Origin of the sequence: Arthrobacter sp. APC 3897 (assembly GCF_030407495.1) — a bacterium.
Lineage (GTDB): Bacteria > Actinomycetota > Actinomycetes > Actinomycetales > Micrococcaceae > Arthrobacter_B.
Genome location: NZ_JASDDG010000018.1, coordinates 19,614 through 36,856, shown reverse-complemented (window position 1 = coordinate 36,856; position 17,243 = coordinate 19,614). Strand labels below are relative to the sequence as shown.

At 62.0% G+C, this 17,243-nt stretch carries 17 protein-coding genes; 6 read left to right on the top strand and 11 right to left on the bottom strand.

Features of this window, described 5'->3' with window-relative positions; translation table 11 throughout:
- Positions 1 to 142: 142 nt before the first annotated feature.
- The 4 genes from mutM to QMA10_RS10130 all read right to left on the bottom strand — a co-directional run bounded on the left by mutM (position 143) and on the right by QMA10_RS10130 (position 2,686).
- Positions 143 to 1,135 carry a bifunctional DNA-formamidopyrimidine glycosylase/DNA-(apurinic or apyrimidinic site) lyase gene (gene mutM, locus QMA10_RS10145; RefSeq protein WP_290168019.1) on the bottom strand — a complete coding sequence of 331 codons (993 nt, stop codon included), beginning with the start codon at positions 1,133 to 1,135 and terminating at the stop codon, positions 143 to 145.
- Positions 1,136 to 1,139: 4 nt separating this feature from the next.
- Complete coding sequence (rnc, locus tag QMA10_RS10140) at positions 1,140 to 1,841, bottom strand: ribonuclease III (RefSeq protein WP_290168017.1); 702 nt, start codon at positions 1,839 to 1,841, stop codon at positions 1,140 to 1,142.
- Between the two features lie 72 nt (positions 1,842 to 1,913).
- Positions 1,914 to 2,117 carry a 50S ribosomal protein L32 gene (rpmF, locus tag QMA10_RS10135; RefSeq protein WP_055240805.1) on the bottom strand — a complete coding sequence of 68 codons (204 nt, stop codon included), beginning with the start codon at positions 2,115 to 2,117 and terminating at the stop codon, positions 1,914 to 1,916.
- Between the two features lie 2 nt (positions 2,118 to 2,119).
- Entirely contained in the window at positions 2,120 to 2,686 is a 567-nt protein-coding gene (locus tag QMA10_RS10130) for a YceD family protein (RefSeq protein ID WP_290168010.1), read from the bottom strand.
- A 213-nt stretch (positions 2,687 to 2,899) separates the two neighbouring features.
- Between QMA10_RS10130 and QMA10_RS10125 the strand changes: the two genes are divergently transcribed.
- Positions 2,900 to 3,544, top strand: coding sequence for a YdcF family protein (locus QMA10_RS10125; RefSeq protein WP_290168008.1), 645 nt, complete (start codon positions 2,900 to 2,902; stop codon positions 3,542 to 3,544).
- Here QMA10_RS10125 and QMA10_RS10120 read toward each other — a convergent pair.
- From QMA10_RS10120 to QMA10_RS10105, 4 genes are all read right to left on the bottom strand, one after another.
- Positions 3,541 to 3,912, bottom strand: a complete 372-nt coding sequence (locus QMA10_RS10120; RefSeq protein ID WP_290168088.1) for a polysaccharide pyruvyl transferase family protein — start codon at positions 3,910 to 3,912, stop codon at positions 3,541 to 3,543. The genes QMA10_RS10125 and QMA10_RS10120 overlap by 4 nt on opposite strands.
- 145 nt (positions 3,913 to 4,057) lie before the next feature.
- A complete protein-coding gene (locus QMA10_RS10115) occupies positions 4,058 to 4,594 on the bottom strand; it encodes a hypothetical protein (RefSeq protein ID WP_290168007.1) in 537 nt (178 codons plus the stop codon).
- A gap of 4 nt (positions 4,595 to 4,598) precedes the next feature.
- Positions 4,599 to 5,078 (bottom strand): pantetheine-phosphate adenylyltransferase, encoded by a 480-nt coding sequence (gene coaD / locus QMA10_RS10110; protein WP_290168006.1) that lies wholly within the window; start codon positions 5,076 to 5,078, stop codon positions 4,599 to 4,601.
- 88 nt (positions 5,079 to 5,166) lie between these two features.
- Positions 5,167 to 5,565 (bottom strand): hypothetical protein, encoded by a 399-nt coding sequence (locus QMA10_RS10105; RefSeq protein ID WP_290168004.1) that lies wholly within the window; start codon positions 5,563 to 5,565, stop codon positions 5,167 to 5,169.
- 244 nt (positions 5,566 to 5,809) lie between these two features.
- On the opposite strand from QMA10_RS10105, the gene QMA10_RS10100 reads away from it, so the two are divergent.
- Positions 5,810 to 7,054 carry an aminotransferase class I/II-fold pyridoxal phosphate-dependent enzyme gene (locus QMA10_RS10100; protein WP_290168003.1) on the top strand — a complete coding sequence of 415 codons (1,245 nt, stop codon included), beginning with the start codon at positions 5,810 to 5,812 and terminating at the stop codon, positions 7,052 to 7,054.
- Entirely contained in the window at positions 7,054 to 7,857 is an 804-nt protein-coding gene (locus QMA10_RS10095; RefSeq protein WP_290168001.1) for a fused MFS/spermidine synthase, read from the top strand. Before QMA10_RS10100 ends, QMA10_RS10095 begins: the two co-directional genes overlap by 1 nt.
- Here the strand turns inward: QMA10_RS10095 and rsmD are convergent.
- From rsmD to QMA10_RS10080, 3 genes are all read right to left on the bottom strand, one after another.
- Positions 7,854 to 8,468, bottom strand: coding sequence for a 16S rRNA (guanine(966)-N(2))-methyltransferase RsmD (gene rsmD / locus QMA10_RS10090; protein WP_290167999.1), 615 nt, complete (start codon positions 8,466 to 8,468; stop codon positions 7,854 to 7,856). The genes QMA10_RS10095 and rsmD overlap by 4 nt on opposite strands.
- 71 nt (positions 8,469 to 8,539) lie before the next feature.
- Positions 8,540 to 10,759 carry an ATP-dependent DNA helicase RecG gene (locus tag QMA10_RS10085; RefSeq protein ID WP_290167995.1) on the bottom strand — a complete coding sequence of 740 codons (2,220 nt, stop codon included), beginning with the start codon at positions 10,757 to 10,759 and terminating at the stop codon, positions 8,540 to 8,542.
- Positions 10,749 to 11,720, bottom strand: a complete 972-nt coding sequence (locus QMA10_RS10080) for a DAK2 domain-containing protein (RefSeq protein WP_290168086.1) — start codon at positions 11,718 to 11,720, stop codon at positions 10,749 to 10,751. Before QMA10_RS10080 ends, QMA10_RS10085 begins: the two co-directional genes overlap by 11 nt.
- 174 nt (positions 11,721 to 11,894) lie before the next feature.
- On the opposite strand from QMA10_RS10080, the gene QMA10_RS10075 reads away from it, so the two are divergent.
- The 3 genes from QMA10_RS10075 (at position 11,895) to QMA10_RS10065 (ending at position 17,189) form a co-directional block, all read left to right on the top strand.
- On the top strand, positions 11,895 to 12,143 hold the full coding sequence (locus QMA10_RS10075) for a hypothetical protein (RefSeq protein WP_290167993.1): 249 nt from the start codon (positions 11,895 to 11,897) through the stop codon (positions 12,141 to 12,143).
- 120 nt (positions 12,144 to 12,263) lie between these two features.
- Positions 12,264 to 13,445, top strand: a complete 1,182-nt coding sequence (gene wecB / locus QMA10_RS10070) for a UDP-N-acetylglucosamine 2-epimerase (non-hydrolyzing) (protein ID WP_290167990.1) — start codon at positions 12,264 to 12,266, stop codon at positions 13,443 to 13,445.
- A gap of 153 nt (positions 13,446 to 13,598) precedes the next feature.
- Positions 13,599 to 17,189, top strand: coding sequence for a bifunctional glycosyltransferase family 2 protein/CDP-glycerol:glycerophosphate glycerophosphotransferase (locus QMA10_RS10065; protein ID WP_290167989.1), 3,591 nt, complete (start codon positions 13,599 to 13,601; stop codon positions 17,187 to 17,189).
- Positions 17,190 to 17,243 lie beyond the last annotated feature (54 nt).

The following is a 17,243-nucleotide window of genomic DNA, read 5'->3' as shown; positions in this document are numbered from 1 at the left end:
TGGGGGCGTGCACGCGGCCGCGGAATCCTTCGGGCAGCAAACGGGCCCATTCAGCCGATTTTCGCCCTCTTGATCCCCGGATGTGCACGAAGGATTTCGCATGCCCCGCGATCTGTGGCGTCAGCAGCCCGCCAAAAAGTCTTTACCAGCGGCCGTTGCGGGGCCTTGGCTGGCAGACCGGGCAGCTGTACGAGGAACGGTTCATGAACGAGTCGCGGCGGATCAGGGTCGAGAGCCCGACGGCGGCACACCGGGGACACGGTTCGCCCTCCCGGCCATAGGCGTTGAGGGACCGGGAAAAGTACCCGGACGCCCCGTTCACGTTGACGTACAGGGAATCGAAGCTGGTTCCCCCGGCGGCCAGCGCACGGGTCATGACGTCCCTCGCGGACTCGACCAGACGCAGCGCGTCGGCACGCCGCATGGTGTCCGTCGGCCGGGCAAAGTGCAGCTTCGCGGCCCACAGGGCTTCGTCCGCATAAATGTTCCCGACGCCGGAGATCAGCCCCTGGTCCAGCAGTGCGCGCTTGATGCCGGTGCGGCGCCGGCGCAGCCGGGTGTAGAACTCGTCAAAGGAGAACGCCGGATCCAGCGGGTCACGGGCAATGTGGGCAGCTTCCTCCGGAATCAGCGCCAACCCCGTCTCCGACAAACCTCCGGGAGCTCCGTCGGGGGTGGGCTGCAGGTCCGTGAGAAAAACTCCCCCGAAAATCCGCTGGTCCACGAAGCGCAGCTCGGAAGGCATGCGGGTCCCGTCGGCAGACACCGCAGGGCTGAGCGTAAACCGGACTTTGAGGTGTTTCTCGTCGGGCAGGTGCGGATCTTCCATCAGCAGCTGTCCGCTCATGCCCAGGTGGGCCATCAGCGCCAGCCTCGGAACGCCGGCGCCGTCCCCGGGGACGACGCCGGGAACAGCAGCAGCGGACGCTTCCACCAGCGGCATCCAGAGGAACTTTCCGCGGCGTACGACGTCGGTAACCGCCGCGCCTTCAAGGTTCCCGACGAGGTCCTCGGGACCGGCGGCGTGGCGCCGCACCGAGCGGGGGTCGAGGACGTCGACGCCGGTGATGGTCCGGCCGCGGACCCATGAGGCCAGTCCGCGGCGGACCACTTCCACTTCGGGCAGTTCGGGCACGGAGCTAGGCTTCGGCGGCCGTGCTGCCGGAGGGGCAGATAATCTTCCAGGTAGCGGCGGCAGCTTCCTGCTCCGCTTCCTTCTTGGAATGTCCCACGCCGGATCCGTAGGCTTTGTCGCCGATGTGGAGCACGGCAACGAAGCTGCGCGAATGGTCCGGACCGGAGCCGGTGACCTCATAGTGGATGTCGCCGAGCTTACGGCTGGCGGCGATCTCCTGAATGCTGGTCTTCCAGTCGGTGCCGGCACCCAGGGCATCAGCGTTGCGCAGCAGCGGACCGATCAGGCGCATCACCATCGCCCGGGCTGTTTCCATCCCGTGGCAGAGGTAGACGGCGCCGATCAGGGCCTCGGTGGTGTCCGCCAGAATGGAGGACTTGTCCCGGCCGTTGGTCAGCTTCTCGCCCTGGCCCAGCAGGATGTACTGTCCCAGTTCGAGGTCGCGGGCCACTCCGGCGAGGGCACGGGTGCTGACGACGGCGGCACGGCGCTTGGCCAGATCGCCCTCGGACAGCTCCGGGTTGTCCCGGTACAGCGCATCCGTGACGGAGAAGCCCAGGATGGAGTCACCCAGGAACTCGAGGCGTTCGTTCGTGGGGATGCCGCCCTGCTCGTAAGCGTAGGAGCGGTGTGTGAGTGCAAGACGAAGCGTCCCGGCGTCGATATCGACACCGAGACGCTTCAAAAGCTCTTCAGTATTCTTCACTTTTTGGTTCTGACCCGAAAAGCAGTATTCAAGTCCCGGTCCGGCTCGCCACACCGGGAAAGGAACACTGTTTTAGACGTCCGCTACCTTGCGGCCCTTGTATTCAAGGAACAGCGCGGTACCAGCTGAGTCGGTCACGACCTTGGCCTGGTGAGGCAGGCTGTAGGTAACGCGGCCGTTCTCAACGGTCTTCACCAGGTTGGGGGCAGTTGCCTTCCACTGGGACCGGCGTGCACGCGTATTCGAGCGGGACATTTTCCGCTTGGGAACAGCCACGACTAACTCTCTTCTCTCTCGTCTGACTCTGTACTTGTTGCCGCAGAATTGTCTGCGGCGCTGCCAGCCAGCCCGGAGAGGGCTGCCCAGCGAGGATCCACTGTTTCGTGGTGGTGACCCGGATCCTCCTCAAGGCGCGCTCCGCATTCGGAGCAAAGGCCTTCGCAGTCCTCCCGGCACACCGGCTGGAACGGCAGGGTGGTAACCACTGCGTCCCGCAAAACCGGCTCAAGATCGATGACATCTCGCTCGATCCGGTGTTGCTCTTCTTCCTCTTCTGTTCCAAAGGACTCAGCGTCCTCGTAGTAGAAGAGTTCCTGCACATCGACTTCTTCGTCGTACGCGATGGGCTTCAGGCACCGTCCGCATTCTCCCTTAACAGGAGCGATGACGGTTCCGGATACTAAAATCCCCTCGTGCACGGCTTCGAACCTCAGGTCCAGATCAAGATCTGCTCCTTCCGGCACGCCGATAAGCGCAACACCGAAGTCCTTCGGTGCCGGAACATGTTCATGCATAGTCCGCATGACTCCCGGGCTGCGCCCGAGATCCTTGACACTAATGGTCAAGGGCGACGAACCCGGATTAATCCGCGACTGAACGCTAATGAGAACTCCTGTAGAACATAGACCGACATATCATCTTAGCCTGATACGGCCGATTCTCTCAAACTGCGCCGCACCAGGCACCAAAACGGGCAGGGCACGGACTGCTCATTCCAGTTTACAGGCCAAGCGGCAAGTGGTTTACCGGAGCACCTCCTGCTCGCATAGGCTGACGGAATGCTGACCGCCCTCCGCACCCTGCCGCACCGCTTGGTGCTCCGGCTGCAGCGCGGAGTTCCCCGAAGCGTGGACGCGGCCGCGGCCGGCATTGCGTCGGTACTGTTCGTGTGGCTTTTCGCCGCCGCCAACCTCTTCTTTTATCCGCAGGCTGCTTCCCCGGACAACGCGGGCAGGGCCGACGCCGTGGTGGTCCTGGCGGGAGCAGCCTCCGAGCGCTTTCCCGTAGGGCGCAGCCTGGTCCGCTCGGGTGCCGCACCGGATCTGGTGCTCTCCAGCACGGAAACGCCGGGGAACGTGGTGACGGATCAGTACTGCGACTACATGGCCGGCGACACGGTCACGGGGGATCCCGCCAGCGCCGTCGTAACCTGCTTCTTCCCCGAGCCCATGACCACGCGCGGCGAGGCCCGCGCCGTCGCCCGCCTGGCCGCGGACAACGGCTGGGACGAGCTCATTGTGGTCACCTCCCGCTATCACCTGCTGCGGGCGGAAACCAACCTCAGCCAATGCACGACGGCGAAGGTCACCATGGTGGCGTCGGAACCGGACCTCTCTGCCAAGCAGTGGCTGGACAGGTTTGTGGAGGAAACCGGCGGACTGGCCGCCGCGGTGCTCCGCCCGGCCTGCTCCAACGCCGTCTAAGTCCGCCGCGGCATTGGGAAAGCGTCCTCCAGCGCATCCAGGGAAATGCGCAGCCGCGGCAGGGACGCACGGCGGGCAAGACGCATGGGGTCCAGCGTGCGCGCCCGGGCCGCGGTAACGTCCACACGGGCCACTGAGGATTCCTCCAGAGTGGTGAAGAAGTCCCGGCATTTGAAGGTATCCCCGGCAATTACGGCATCTCTGACTCGTACCCAAACCCACGGCACCCCGTAGGCCTGGGCCACAATAATCCCGTGCAGCGAGCTGGAGACGCAGGCCCGGGATCCGGCAATCTCCCGAACCACCTGTTCCATTCCCTGCCTGGCATCCACAACATGGACCCCCGGGTCCCCGCTATCCGGGAACAGTCCGCAGCAGCGCCGGGTCGCCGTAGACTTCAGGGACCCTCCAGCCCAGCTTCGAGCGCAGCTCGGCAGCGGTCAGTGCGCCGCGGACGGCATGGACCCCCACGCCGCGCAGGCCGGCCAGCCGTTCAGTCTCCGCCGGCTCCAGTCAGTCCGCTGATCCGCCGGACCAGCCAGGGCCCGACGGCGTCTCCGAAGTTCGCGCGCTCATCCCACCACAGCAGGTTGACGCAGCCTTCCGGGAGCTGCCGGGACCCGGACGCCACGGCGGCCGACGGCCCCAGCATCGCCGGGAGCGCCGTCGGACCTCTTCCAGCGCCGCGCGCTGCCGCTCGGGTGCGGCCTCGGCAGGCAGGCAGGACACCAGGTGCCGCTCGGTGCCGGATCCCGCCGGGGGCTCCTCGTCACGGACAAGGCAGGATTCGCCCAGCAGGGCGTTACGGAGCAGCGCTGCGCCGGGGTGCGCCTCCGGGGCCGCGCTTTCCGCTCCCCCGCCGTCCTTGGAAACGGCACGCACGGAAACGGCTGTCCGGAGTCCGGCAGCGCCGTCGTTCACTTCAACGAGCTCCAGCGCCAGCCGGGCGCCTGCCAGACCGGAAACCCCCGGGTCCGCGAACTCCAGCTCACGGACCAAAAACTCCGGTGCCTGCTTCTCCGGGGGCAGCGGGCGGACCCTCGGCGGCATACCGCTAAGCGCCCTGTTCCTGGTACAGGCGGCGGTACGCAGCGCGGGGCACCAGTTCCGAAATGTCACCGCCCAGGGAGGAAACTTCCTTGATAAGACTTGAGGACAGGTGCGTGTAACGGCTCTCGGCCGGCAGGAACACGGTCTCGATGCCGGTCAGGTGCCGGTTCATCACCGCCATTGGCAGCTCGTACTGGTAGTCCTGCACCGACCGCAGTCCCTTGACGATGGCGTTCACGCCGTGTTCGCGGCAGAAATCCGCCAGCAGCCCCTCCCCCATCGGCACCACTGAAACGCCGCGCAGCCCGCCGAGGGTCTCCCGTGCCATGGCCAGCCGTTCGTCGCCGGAAAACCGGTATTTCTTCGCGTAATTAGTGGACACCGCTACAAGGACTTCGTCGAACAGGCTGGCAGCCCGCGCGATCACCTCCACGTGTCCGTTATGGAGGGGGTCATAGGATCCGGGGCATACAGCGCGTCGCATAGGTCGAATCTACCCGGTTCCGGCATGAAAGCGCGTGCACCCGCTGTTTGAGTGCGGCAGCAGCAGCGCAACCGGCCGGTACTCCGGATCACACGGTCAGTTCGGTGCCAGCGTGTGTCTGAGCCGATACGAGCCTGCGTGTTTCTAAAATCCACTGGTAACACTGTTCAGCGGCAGCTTCAGGAAATTCATAAGCATCTTTGAGCCGCCCCATAATGTGACGCCCTCCGCCCATGGCCAGCATTTCATATCTATCGGTAAAGGCATTCTTCAGAATCTCTCGACCTTCATCACTTCGTCCTAGAACACTCGCAGTCAAGGCCCCTTGATCGGTGGTGAGATCTAGAGCAAAGTCAAGCCCCTCGATTGAAAAGTCAATCACAGCCGCTTTGGACTTATATACCCAAATTCTAGTGCTGGTACTGGTCAGCCTTACCGAGCGTTCAAGATCTGAAGCGAGCTCGGTAAGGATATCTTTCGCTGGCACTATTTAGCTCCTAACGATTGAGAATAACGGCGTTTGACAACTGAGGTATTTCCCAATTATTAGCGTAAACACTACACGTATCAGCCACCCTAATCAGGCCGCTCATTGCCGGAGCGCAGAGCGTACTCGCAGGTACGTTTGCCCTGCAGTGAGACAGTCCCTGGTTGTCTCATCCGTTGCTGACAACCAGGCCGGCAGGAGCCAGGACAAATGCAAAATTTCCGATACTGGAATACTGGTAGGCATGAGCTCTCTCGACCGCACTCCCCTTCTCCGCTCCGCTTCGGCTTCGGGCACCCCGCCCTGGCAGCGCACAGCCGCCGGCGCCAATCTGCTCGGTTCTGACGGCGCCCTGGGGGTGACCATTTTCGAGGAGATCACGGTGCTGTCCGGCAAGCACAACGCCATCAACCTGGGTCAGGGATTCCCTGACGAGGACGGGCCGTCGGTCATCCGCGAGGCAGCCCGCGAGGCGATCAGCGCGGGGGCCAACCAGTACGCACCGGGACAGGGCCTGCCGGTGCTGCGCAACGCCGTCGCGGCCCACCAGGAGCGTTTCTACGGCCTGTCCCTGGATCCGGACACCCAGATCATTGTCAGCACCGGGGCCACTGAAGCCATTGCCGCCGCGCTCCTCGCGCTCACCGGCCCGGGTGATGAGGTCCTGACGTTTGAACCGTTCTACGACTCCTACGGGGCGGTCATCGGCCTCAGCGGTGCCGCACACACCACGGCGCCGCTGCTCGCACCGGACTTCCAGCCGGACCTCGCCACACTGGAGGATGCCTTTACCGAGCGCACGCGCGTGGTGCTGGTGAACAATCCGCACAATCCCACCGGCGCGGTGTTTCCCGCCGAAACACTGCAGCGGATTGTGGAGCTTGCCGCCAAGTACAACGCCGTGATTGTCACTGACGAGGTGTACGAGCACCTCACCTTCGGTCCCCGGCATATCCCCGTCGCAACCCTTCCCGGGGCTGCTGAACGCACTCTGACCATCTCCTCCGCGGGCAAGTCCTTCTCCTTCACCGGCTGGAAGATCGGCTGGCTGTCCGGGCCTGCGGACCTGGTGGCCGCCGTCCGTGCGGTGAAGTCGTTCCTCAGCTACAGCTCCGGAACTCCGTTCCAGGGCGCCATCGCCCTCGGTCTGGGGATGGAGGATGAATTCTTTACCGGCATCGCCACCACCCTGCAGAACAAACGGGATGTCCTCAGCGAGGGACTGCGGGCCGCCGGGCTGACCGTCTTTGAACCGCAGGGCACCTACTTCGTCAATGCCGACGTCGCGCCCCTGGGCATCACCGATGCCACTGCGCTGGCCCGCCGGCTGCCCGAGCTGGTGGGCGTGGGCGCCATTCCAGTGGCCGTCTTCTGCCACGACGACGGCGCCCGCCGGACGGGTTCGCTGCTGCGGTTCGCCTTCTGCAAGAAGACAGAAGTACTGCAGGAAGCCGCCGAGCGCATCTCGAAGCTGGGTCAGGTGCTCTGATGGCTGCCCAGGATAAAATCCCGTCCCGGCTGCTGCGCGGCATAGGTGCCCACGCCACCATCACCGAGGACGGCTTCACCCCGGGTGCCCGGGTGCTGAGCATCCGCGGCGCCGAACAGTCACATGTGAATCTGGCCCACCCGGAGGAGATCTTCTACGAGTACCTGCGGCGGATCGGGAACGTGCTGGACCTGGCCGCCCCCGCCGGCCGGCCGCTGCGGACCCTGCATCTGGGTGCAGGCGCGCTGACCCTCACCCGCTATCTGCAGGCCACCCGGCCCGGCTCGGAACAGGCGGCCGTGGAGCTGGAGCGGGAACTGCTGGACTTTGTGCTGGCGCATCTGCCGCTGCCGGAGGGAACCGTGCTGGAGACCGTCATCGGAGACGCCCGGGATGCCCTGTCCCGCTGGGAACCGGGGTCCTTCGACGCCATCGTCCTCGATGTCTTCGCCGGAGCCGACGCACCCGAGCACCTGACCACGCCGGAGTTCTACGCCGAAGCCGCGGCCCTGCTTTCTCCTGCGGGGGTGCTGCTGGTGAATGTGGGAGACGATCCGGGGCTGGCTTTCTGCCGGCGGCAGGTCCGCGCCGTCCAGGAGGGGATGGCGGGCATCCCCCGGGCAGGCTTCGCGGCACTGGCGGAAAAGTCCATGTTCACCGGACGCTACCCGGGCAACATAGTGCTGGCCGCCACGGCCTTCCCCTGGCCCGAGGAGTGGACCGCGCAGCTCCTGGCCGCGGGACCGCATCCGGCGGACGTCCTTACCGGTGAACGGCTGGACGTCTTCGCGTCGGGTTCCTAGGAAGCGCCGTCCGCCTGTGCGTCCCCGGCTTCCTCACCGGAAGCCTGCGCAGGTTCAGCGAACCACAGCGTGGTCTCCCCGTACTTGCGTTCGCTGAAGCGTTCCATCCCGGCGGGCCACTCCGGCTCCGGTGAGCGGGCGGAGCGTTCCAGGACGACGACGGCGCCCTCGGCCAGGTGCCGGGGCAGTGCCCGCAGCACGGAGTTCAAGTCTTCTTCGTCCAGGTCATAGGGCGGGTCCAGGAAGACGAGGTCCCAGGTGACCTCGGCGGGCACGCGCAGCAGGTAGGTGTCGGCCTTGGCGCGGTGCACGTTGACCACCGGCCGCCCGGCGGCGTCATTGATCAGTTTTGCGTTCTGCCTGCAGGTGCCGGCAGCCTTGTCGGCCAGCTCCACCAGGTCCACGGAGACGGCGCCGCGGCTGGCGCTTTCAATGCCCAGGGCGCCGGAACCGGCAAAGAGATCCAGCACGCGCGCCCCCGACAGGACGTCATAGGACTCCAGCCGGGAGAACAGGGCTTCCTTCACCCGGTCCGTGGTGGGGCGGGTTCCTGTTCCGGGAACGCTGGTCAGGGAGGTTCCGCCGGCGGTTCCGGCAATGATGCGGCTCATGGGTTCACTTTATCGGGCTTTGAATCGGTGCCCGGACACTGCGGGGCGGCCTGTGCGGGGGCACGGACGGCCTAGCCGCGGTCCAGGAAGGCTTCCTTCTCCGGGTTCAGGTAATCCTCGATCGCCTCGTTCAGCGCCGGGTGCTGCGTCAGATCCGGATCCTCCGCCACCAGGGCTGAGGCGGAAGCACGGGCCTTTTCAATCAGCGGCTCGTCCTGGATAGCCCGCAGCAGTTTCAGCGTGGAACGCCCGCCGGACTGGGAGGCCCCCAGAATGTCCCCTTCACGGCGCAGCTCCAGGTCCCGGCGGGAGAGCTCAAAACCGTCGGTGGTGGATGCCACTGCCTCAAGCCGCTCCCGGCTGGGATGCCCGGGCTCCAGCCGGGTGACCAGCAGGCAGGTGCCTGGCAGGCCGCCGCGGCCCACCCGTCCGCGCAGCTGGTGCAGCTGGGAGATGCCGAAACGGTCAGCGTCCATGATCACCATGAGCGAGGCGTTATGGACGTCCACACCCACTTCGATGACCGTGGTGGAGATCAGCAGGTCAATGTCGCCGCGGGTAAACGCCGCCATGGTCTCGGTCTTGTCCACGGGATCCAGCCTGCCGTGAAGGACTCCAATCCGGACGCCCGCGAGCGCCGGCGCCTCGGCGAGCTGCTGGTACATCTCGGCTACTGATGCCAGCTCCGGTTTGTTCGCTTTTCCGGCCGGGGGCGGTCCATAATCCAGCAGGGTCAGGTCGGTTCCCGGTTCCTCTTCCTTGTCCCCGATCTTGGGGCAGACCACGTACACCTGCCGTCCGGCGTCGATCTCCTCGCGGGCGCGTTCCCAGATGCGGCGGCCCCAGGCCGGGTTCTCGGCCAGCGGCGCCATGAAGGTGGAGATAGGTGCCCGTCCGGCCGGCAGTTCGGTCAGGGTAGAGACTTCCAGATCGCCGAACACTGTCATGGCCACGGTCCGCGGAATGGGAGTGGCCGTCATGACCAGCAGGTGCGGGGTACTGCGGCCCTTGGTCCGCAGGACATCCCGCTGCTCCACACCGAACCGGTGCTGTTCGTCCACGACGACGAGCCCGAGGTCCGCGAACTGCACGTGTTCGGAGAGCAGCGCGTGGGTGCCGATCACTATGCCGGCGGCGCCGCCCGCGGCATCCAGCAGAGCGGCACGGCGTCCGCCGGTGTCCATGGACCCGGTCAGCAGCGTGACCCGGGTGGCGTCGTCGTCGCTCCCCAGCCGTCCCCCCTGCCCCAGCGGGCCCAGGGTTTTGGTGATGGATTCATAGTGCTGCGCCGCGAGGACCTCGGTGGGGGCCAGCAGAGCCGCCTGACCGCCGGCGTCGATCACCTGGAGCATTGCGCGCAGCGCCACCAGTGTCTTGCCGGAACCCACCTCGCCCTGCAGCAGCCGGTTCATCGGATGCGGGCGGGCGAGGTCCTCCGCGAGCTCACGGCCGACGCCGAACTGGCCGTCGGTGAGCGTGAACGGCAGGGATGCATCAAATTTGTCCAGCAGGCGGCCCGGGCTGGGCGGGCGCGCTGTGGCATCTTCCTTGGCTGCGTAGCTGCGGCGGCGGGCCAGCGCCGTCTGGAGCACCAGAGCTTCCTGGTAGCGGAACCGGTGCCGGGCCTTGTACGCCTCCCCGATCTCCGCCGGCCGGTGAATCTTCTCGTAGGCCTCAGCCAGCCCCAGCAGGTGCTCCGTCTTCCGGATGGGCCCGGGAATGGGGTCCTGCAGCTGTTCGGTCTGCATGGTGTCCAGCAGCAGGTCCACTGCTTTCTTGATGTCCCAGCTGTTGAGCTTGGCGGTGGCGGGATAGACGGGGATGGGGCGCTTGGCCATTTCCTCGTCGTCGGCTTCGTCATCGAGCACCACGTAGTTGGGGTTGGTCAGCGTCAGCTGCTGCTTGTAGACGCCCACCTTGCCCGAGAACATGGCGCGGGTGCCCACTGTGAGTTCCTTCTGAGCGTTCCAGCCGTTGAAAAAGGTCAGGTGCAGCTGGCCCAGGGCTCCGGAGGCGTCATCGGTGACCACCACTTCAAGGAGAGTCCCCTTGCGGGTCTGCATGCGCCGGGCGTTGGCGCTCTGCACCCGGGCGATCAGGGTGACTTCCTCATCGAAGGGGATCTCCGCGATGGGCGTCAGTTCCCCGCGTTCCAGGTAGCGCCGCGGAAAGTGGTGCAGGAGGTCGCCCACGGTTTTCAGGCCCAGGTACTTGTCGAGCTTGGCGGCGGAGGGCTTGCCGATGCGCCGTTCGAGCGGGAAGTCCAGTTCCGGGGGAACGTTAGACTTCATGGGCCTCATGGATCTCGCTGATGATTTCCTTGGTTTCATGTCCGTCGGCGGACAGTTCCGTGACCGTCAGGTTCATGGGTTCGCCCACGGTGCGCAGCAGGTCAATGGCGGTGCCGGCGTCGGGCGTGTGGACGTGCACACGCCAGCGGTACCCTTCCCCCACCGCGTTCACGGCGCTCATGATCACGGAGTCACCCACCTCATCCAGCTGCAGGCGCAGCGTGGCGGCGTCCAGCGGGCTCAGCGTGATGGTGCACATGACTTCCACGCCCTCCATCCGGGGCATGGTGCTGTGGATGTGGGGGGCCTGCACGTCATAGCCGTGCAGACCGTCCAGCAGTTCTTCCTGCAGCTCCTCGCCCAGGGCCGAGGCACGCAGGGCATCAAGCACCAGCAGGAACCCGACTCCCCCGGCGTCCACCACCCGGGCCTGGGTGAGGGCGTCCAGCTGCAGCTCGGTGTTGACGACGGCGGCCAGGGCGGCATTCATGACGGCGCGCAAAGTGGTGGCCAGCCCCACGTTGCTGTCATCACCGGACTGCGCGGCTTCCTCATCCATGGCGGCACGGGCCGCTTCCTCCAGCACCGAGAGCATGGTGCCGGGCACCGGGTCGCTCAGGACGGACCAGGAGCGAAGCTGCGCCCGGTGCAGCGCAGTGGCCAGCAGCGGCGCGGAAAGCCGCGTGCAGCCCTGCAGCGGTTCAGCCATGGCGGTCAGGAACACGGAAAGCAGAGTGCCTGAATTGCCCTTGGCGTCTTCCATGGCCGCGCGCCCGGCGATGCCGAGCAGTTCCCCGATGTCTGTGGTGTCGACGTCGGTGACCGCCCGCGAGGCGGAGCGGAGCGTGAGATACAGGTTAGTGCCGGTATCGCCGTCGGCCACCGGAAAGATATTGATCGCGTTCAGCCGGTCACTGTGGTTACCCAGGGATACTTCGGCGTTGCTCAACCATCGCTTCAGCGCTTGTGCGTTCGCGGTGATTTTGGTCTGCAAAGTGATTCCGTTTCCGTGCTGGCACCTCTGATCCGGAGCGCTGGCCTCATTGCCTGCGTGCCGGTTTGGTCAGTAGGAACTCTACCGCAGGCGCCTTGGCGTCGCCGATAACGATTTGCATAAATGTGGGAAAGTTGGGTCATGGCCAACAAGCGGTACGCGGACATTGCCGCGGCAAGACATATGAGGGACACCCCCCTTGGGCCAGAGACAGAGACCGGGCAGGGCAAGCGCACCGATCCTCTGCCCCGTCCGCCGGCAGGCAGCCGCGCACCCCAATCCGAACAGGACCGGGCGCACCGCAGGAAGCGTCTGGTGGCCCTGGCGCTGACAACCCTGGTGTGTCTTTCGGTTCCCGCGCTGATAGCCCTGCTGGTCCTCTTCGGGTAATGCCCGGGATGAGGTGAAAAGTACTCTACCTGTCCGGATTCGACTTCTTATTCCCCCCAAATGCGTTTCGGTTAGACTGAGCCGAGTTATCGCGCAGTTGTCAAGCTAAGCGGGGAATTTATGCCAGTGGTCATGCCTATTTATGGCACCCGGCCGGAAGCCATCAAAATGGCGCCGATCGTAGCCGCCCTGAAGAAGTCTGACGTGCTGGACTGCTTTGTCACTGTCACCGGCCAGCACCGCTCGATGCTGGACCAGGTCAACAACCTGTTTGGGATTGAACCTGACCATGACCTGAACATTTTCGAGCCGGGCCAGACCCTCAACAGCATTCTTGCCCGGACCATCGACGGGCTGGAAAAACTCTTTAACGTCAACCGCCCGGACGCCGTCATTGTCCAGGGCGATACCACCACCTCCACCGCCGCAGCCATGGCAGCCTTCTACCACGGCATTCCCGTGGTCCATGTGGAAGCCGGACTGCGCAGCGGGGACCCGCATTCGCCTTTCCCTGAGGAGGGCAACCGGAAAATCACGTCCCAGCTCGCCTCTCTGCATCTGGCGCCTACTGAGGGAAGCCGGCAAAACCTGCTGGCAGAAAACATCAACCCGGCCAGCATTGTGGTTACCGGCAACACTGTTGTGGACGCCCTGCTGGCCACGGTGGAGAAGAACGTTCCCTTCAAGGACCCGGAGCTGGAAGACCTGGCAGACTCCGGCCGCAGAATCCTGCTGGTCACCACACACCGCAGGGAAAACCAGGGCGAAGGAATGCAGGGCATTGGCCGGGCCCTCGCCCGCATTGCCGCCGCCGAGCCCAACCTAAGCATTGTGCTGCCGGCCCATGCCAATCCGCTGGTCCGCGAGGCAGTGCTCCCCCATCTGGACGGTTTGGCCAACGTCCTGGTCACCGAACCGCTTGAGTACGGCGAGTTCACCCGGCTGCTGTCGCTGGCACACATCATCCTGACCGATTCCGGCGGAGTCCAGGAAGAGGCCCCCAGCCTGGGTGTCCCCGTGCTGGTGATGAGGGAAAACACTGAGCGGCCGGAAGCAGTGGAAGCCGGCGTCGTGAAGCTCATCGGCACCGGTGAGGACAGGATTGTGTACGAGGTGAACCGGGTGCTCCATGACCGGGACTACTTCGATTCCATGTCCAAGGCTATAAATCCGTACGGCGATGGGTTCGCCGCACGCCGTACACTCGATGCCATTAGCAGGTTTTTTATTCAAACCTCGCCGCAAAACGTCGCTGATATTAATCTGCCCGCAAGTGAGCTACCTAAAAATACCGACAATTAACACCTCTAGAAAGGTGCAGACACAATGTCACCGCACGTAAGATCTCCATACCTAAGAGCTGTGTGGCGACGAGTTCCACCATCTGTACGAAACCAGGTCCGCCCCCTACTTTCGGCAGCCAATATCTCCGCAGCTAAGACAAAAAAAGAGCTAATGCTGCCCCCAAAGGTCGCTATCAAAGAAGACAACCTGCATGTGTTGGATTCGAAGTCAAAACCCGCACCACAGCATCTTGGAACCATATCAGTCATAATTCCTGTTTATAATGTCGAAGATTATCTTGCCGAGTGTGTCGAAAGTATTACTTCACAGTCATATCCACATCTTGAAATACTTCTGATAAACGATGGTTCCACCGATTCAAGCGTTGCTATAGCAGAGGCTTTGGCGTCCTCCGACACACGTATACGATTGATAAATAAAGACAACGCCGGACTAGGCGCGGCACGGAATACGGGAATCAAGGAGTCAACTGGTGATTTCCTATCATTTGTGGATTCCGATGACATCATTCCGCGTGATGCCTATACCCAGATGATTCGTACACTTACCGACACCGGGTCCGATTTTGTGGTGGGAACAATCAGGCGTCTAACGAACGGCGTCAGGCGTGTTCCTGCATGGGCGGAAAGGCTCCATGCAGAACCCCAACATGGAATCAGTGTCGAAGACTGTCCCGGAATATTGCAGGACGTATTTGCCTGTAACAAACTATTCCGGAAGACGTTTTGGGATCTAAACATCGGACAGTTCCCAGAGGGTGTTCTCTACGAAGACCAGGAGACTACCGCCAAAGCCTATCTACTCTCGACTAAATTCGATGTTGTAAAAGAAGTAGTCTATGACTGGCGGATCCGCAGCGATAACTCGTCGATCACACAGCAGAAGGAACGATATGTTGATGTGAGAGATCGACTGGCGGCAATAGATTGCGTCGCGAAACTTCTCCAAGAAGCTGGTAAAGAATCCACCAGGATCGCGTGGCTTGCACGGACCCTTGGACCAGATCTTGGTCAGTACTACAGCCTTATTCCTCGGGTTGATGACAAGTATTGGAAAGAGCTCCAACGAGGGGTTGAACGGCTGGCGGCTGACTTGGATGACGCCGTACTCAATGAGATGTCCCCACATCACAAGATACTGGTACGTCTCATTGGGTCTGCGGATCGTAAAAATGCAGAAAAGGTAGTACTGCACTTGGCTGAGTACGGACACTCCTTCGAAATTGAGAAGGATCATTCCGGCCTGACTGCGAAACCTGCATATCTTGAGGATATAGATTACATTCCGGAACCCGGTTTGATGCGTGTCGACCCAAAGAACCTCAGCGTTAAGAGCCGCCTAACCGCAATGCGGAAAACAGGTCCACGGTCCATGGAAATTTCCGGTTACGCATTTATTGAAGGTCTGAGCCCGAAATACTACCCCGGTGTACCTCGTGTTGAACTCATTGACATTCTCTCTTCCCAGCGAATCGAACTAGGTCCGATAAAACGTTCAGACTTCGACGTTGACGCAGTCGACGGTGACCCTTGGGTTAGTTATGCGGGCACTGGCTTTGTGGCTGAGGTCGACTTGGATTCTTTGCCGACCGGACCACAGCACGATGGCTCCGAGTGGGCGCTGTCGCTGTCGCTCAGTTTGGACAACGAAAATATCACGTCAAATTTTCTGACGAAAGATGCCGGTGGGACGACTGCGAGCATGCCCCTTCTTGACGCCGCCGGAAACCGTAGACTCATCACTCGATTCTCCAAACAATACGGCCTGTCATTCTTTGACGTGAAGCAGCGTCGTTTTGTAACGGAACTTAGCGTTGAAGATCAGACGGTGAATTTGAGCGTCACCGGGGCACCAGGCGAAGATCTCGTGGGCATAAGGATTGAGTGTCCGAAGCTCGGTATCGAACTCGACGGCCGGAAGATTCCGGGGCCGGCCGATGAAGCGGCCAAGTTCATCATTGATGTACCCACCCTGAATGAGGACCAGCCGCCCACCGCGAACTACATGTATAAGGTGAGGGTCATCAGCAGCGACGGAAAGCTGCACCATATAGCTTGGCCCACAGATATTGAGTCTCTGAACAGAACTTCCGAGGACATCAATAATCTTCGCGCTACGGTGTCGGGATACGGGTACCTCGAGCTGACGCAGCAGCGGTGGAGACTAGTTATAGATGACGCCTCTTACGACGCCGCCACAAATGAGCTGAAGGTGGAGTACCGTGCCAAGTGTGTCGTCGGCACTCCCCCCTACCTGACCTTGCCTCCATTGGTACTAGCTAGCGACGCACACAGGGTAAGGCCGTCCAAAACCGAAGTCCTCCACGGATCCGGCGCAATGACTACGACTTTTGTGCTCAATCGTGAAAAGCATGGCTCTTCTCGTGAGGTCCTAACGTCCGGCACCTATACGGTCCGGTGTGCCACAGAATCGTTGGGTGGAGAAAGTCATGAGTATTGGATACCAGTTACCAAGGACCTTGAGCTTCGCCTTCCTCAGGAACTAACGACGCAAACCACACGGTTGAAGCTTGGTCGTACGCCAAGGGCTGGCGCCCTCGCGTTGCAGGTGTTGGCACCTCTGGATACCTCTGAGAGAGGTAAGTACAGGCAGAGAACTCTTCAGGACCGGATTCCTGAATTTTCCGAACTCCCCCTAGAGCCCGGGGCCGTTTTATTTGAGTCCTTCGGTGGCAAGTCAGTCACAGACTCAGGCCTCGCACTATTCAATGAAATGGATCGCCGGGATGATCCCCGAACCAGATATTGGTCAGTAGTTGACCTTTCGGTGCATGTTCCTACCGGGGCAGTCCCGCTCATCCGGTACTCGGAGGAGTGGTACAGAAAACTTCATACCGTCGAATATCTCGTAAACAACAACAACTTTCCTTTCTATTACCGAAAGCGCGCAGGCCAAAAATACGTTCAGACTTGGCACGGAACACCACTGAAGCGTATTGGAAACGACATACCGTCGACTCATCTATCGTTGCCTTATGTAAATTTGATGCAACGTGAAGCCCGATACTGGGACTTCCTGCTTGCACAGAACGACTTCTCTGCCGAAGTTCTTCCCCGAGCCTTCGGCACTAGTTGTCGCGTTGTCACTGAAGGCTATCCACGTAATGACACTTTGGTTCAGGATGACCATTACCCTCTACGTGCTGCCGTCCGGAGTCGCTTAGGCATCGATGAAGACAAGACTGTTGTTCTTTATGCGCCGACCTGGCGGGATTACCTCAGAGGCCAGGGCAATCGATATCAGATGAGTTCCTTCCTGGATTTCCAGAAAGCAAACGACCGCCTGGGAGCCAATTTTGTTTTTCTGGTAAGGGGACACAGCAATGTTGCTGGTCAAGTGCCGGCACTTACTAATCTAAGTTGCATCGACGTGACAGATTATGAAGACATAAATGAGCTGTACACAGCTTCCGATCTTTTAGTCACCGACTATTCATCGGTCATGTTCGACTACTGTGTCACCGGGAAGCCCATGTACTTCCTCGCACCTGATTTGGAGAGATACCGCGATTCGGTCAGAGGATTCTATTTCGACTTTGAATCCACTAGTCCGGGTCCCATCGTTGCCAGCACGGAGTCCCTGGTTGAATCGATACTTCAGGGTCCCACCACGGCTTATGCGGATAAATACGAGAGCTTCAGAAAGTTGTACGCATCCCACGATGATGGGAAGGCCGCACAGCGTGTTTACGACCATATTTGGGGCGCATCACATCTCTGACGTCTCCTAGGGGCGCAAACCAAATATCTATGGGGGAGTCTCAGAACGAGACTC

Bases quoted from the DNA above. Each gene is read 5' to 3' on its own strand.
- QMA10_RS10125 (WP_290168008.1), top strand. From the start codon at position 2,900: ATGCTGACCGCCCTCCGCACCCTGCCGCACCGCTTGGTGCTCCGGCTG.
- QMA10_RS10115 (WP_290168007.1), bottom strand. From the start codon at position 4,594: ATGCCGCCGAGGGTCCGCCCGCTGCCCCCGGAGAAGCAGGCACCGGAG.
- coaD (WP_290168006.1), bottom strand. From the start codon at position 5,078: ATGCGACGCGCTGTATGCCCCGGATCCTATGACCCCCTCCATAACGGA.
- QMA10_RS10100 (WP_290168003.1), top strand. From the start codon at position 5,810: ATGAGCTCTCTCGACCGCACTCCCCTTCTCCGCTCCGCTTCGGCTTCG.
- QMA10_RS10095 (WP_290168001.1), top strand. From the start codon at position 7,054: ATGGCTGCCCAGGATAAAATCCCGTCCCGGCTGCTGCGCGGCATAGGT.
- rsmD (WP_290167999.1), bottom strand. From the start codon at position 8,468: ATGAGCCGCATCATTGCCGGAACCGCCGGCGGAACCTCCCTGACCAGC.
- QMA10_RS10085 (WP_290167995.1), bottom strand. From the start codon at position 10,759: ATGAAGTCTAACGTTCCCCCGGAACTGGACTTCCCGCTCGAACGGCGC.
- QMA10_RS10075 (WP_290167993.1), top strand. From the start codon at position 11,895: ATGGCCAACAAGCGGTACGCGGACATTGCCGCGGCAAGACATATGAGG.
- wecB (WP_290167990.1), top strand. From the start codon at position 12,264: ATGCCAGTGGTCATGCCTATTTATGGCACCCGGCCGGAAGCCATCAAA.
- QMA10_RS10065 (WP_290167989.1), top strand. From the start codon at position 13,599: ATGCTGCCCCCAAAGGTCGCTATCAAAGAAGACAACCTGCATGTGTTG.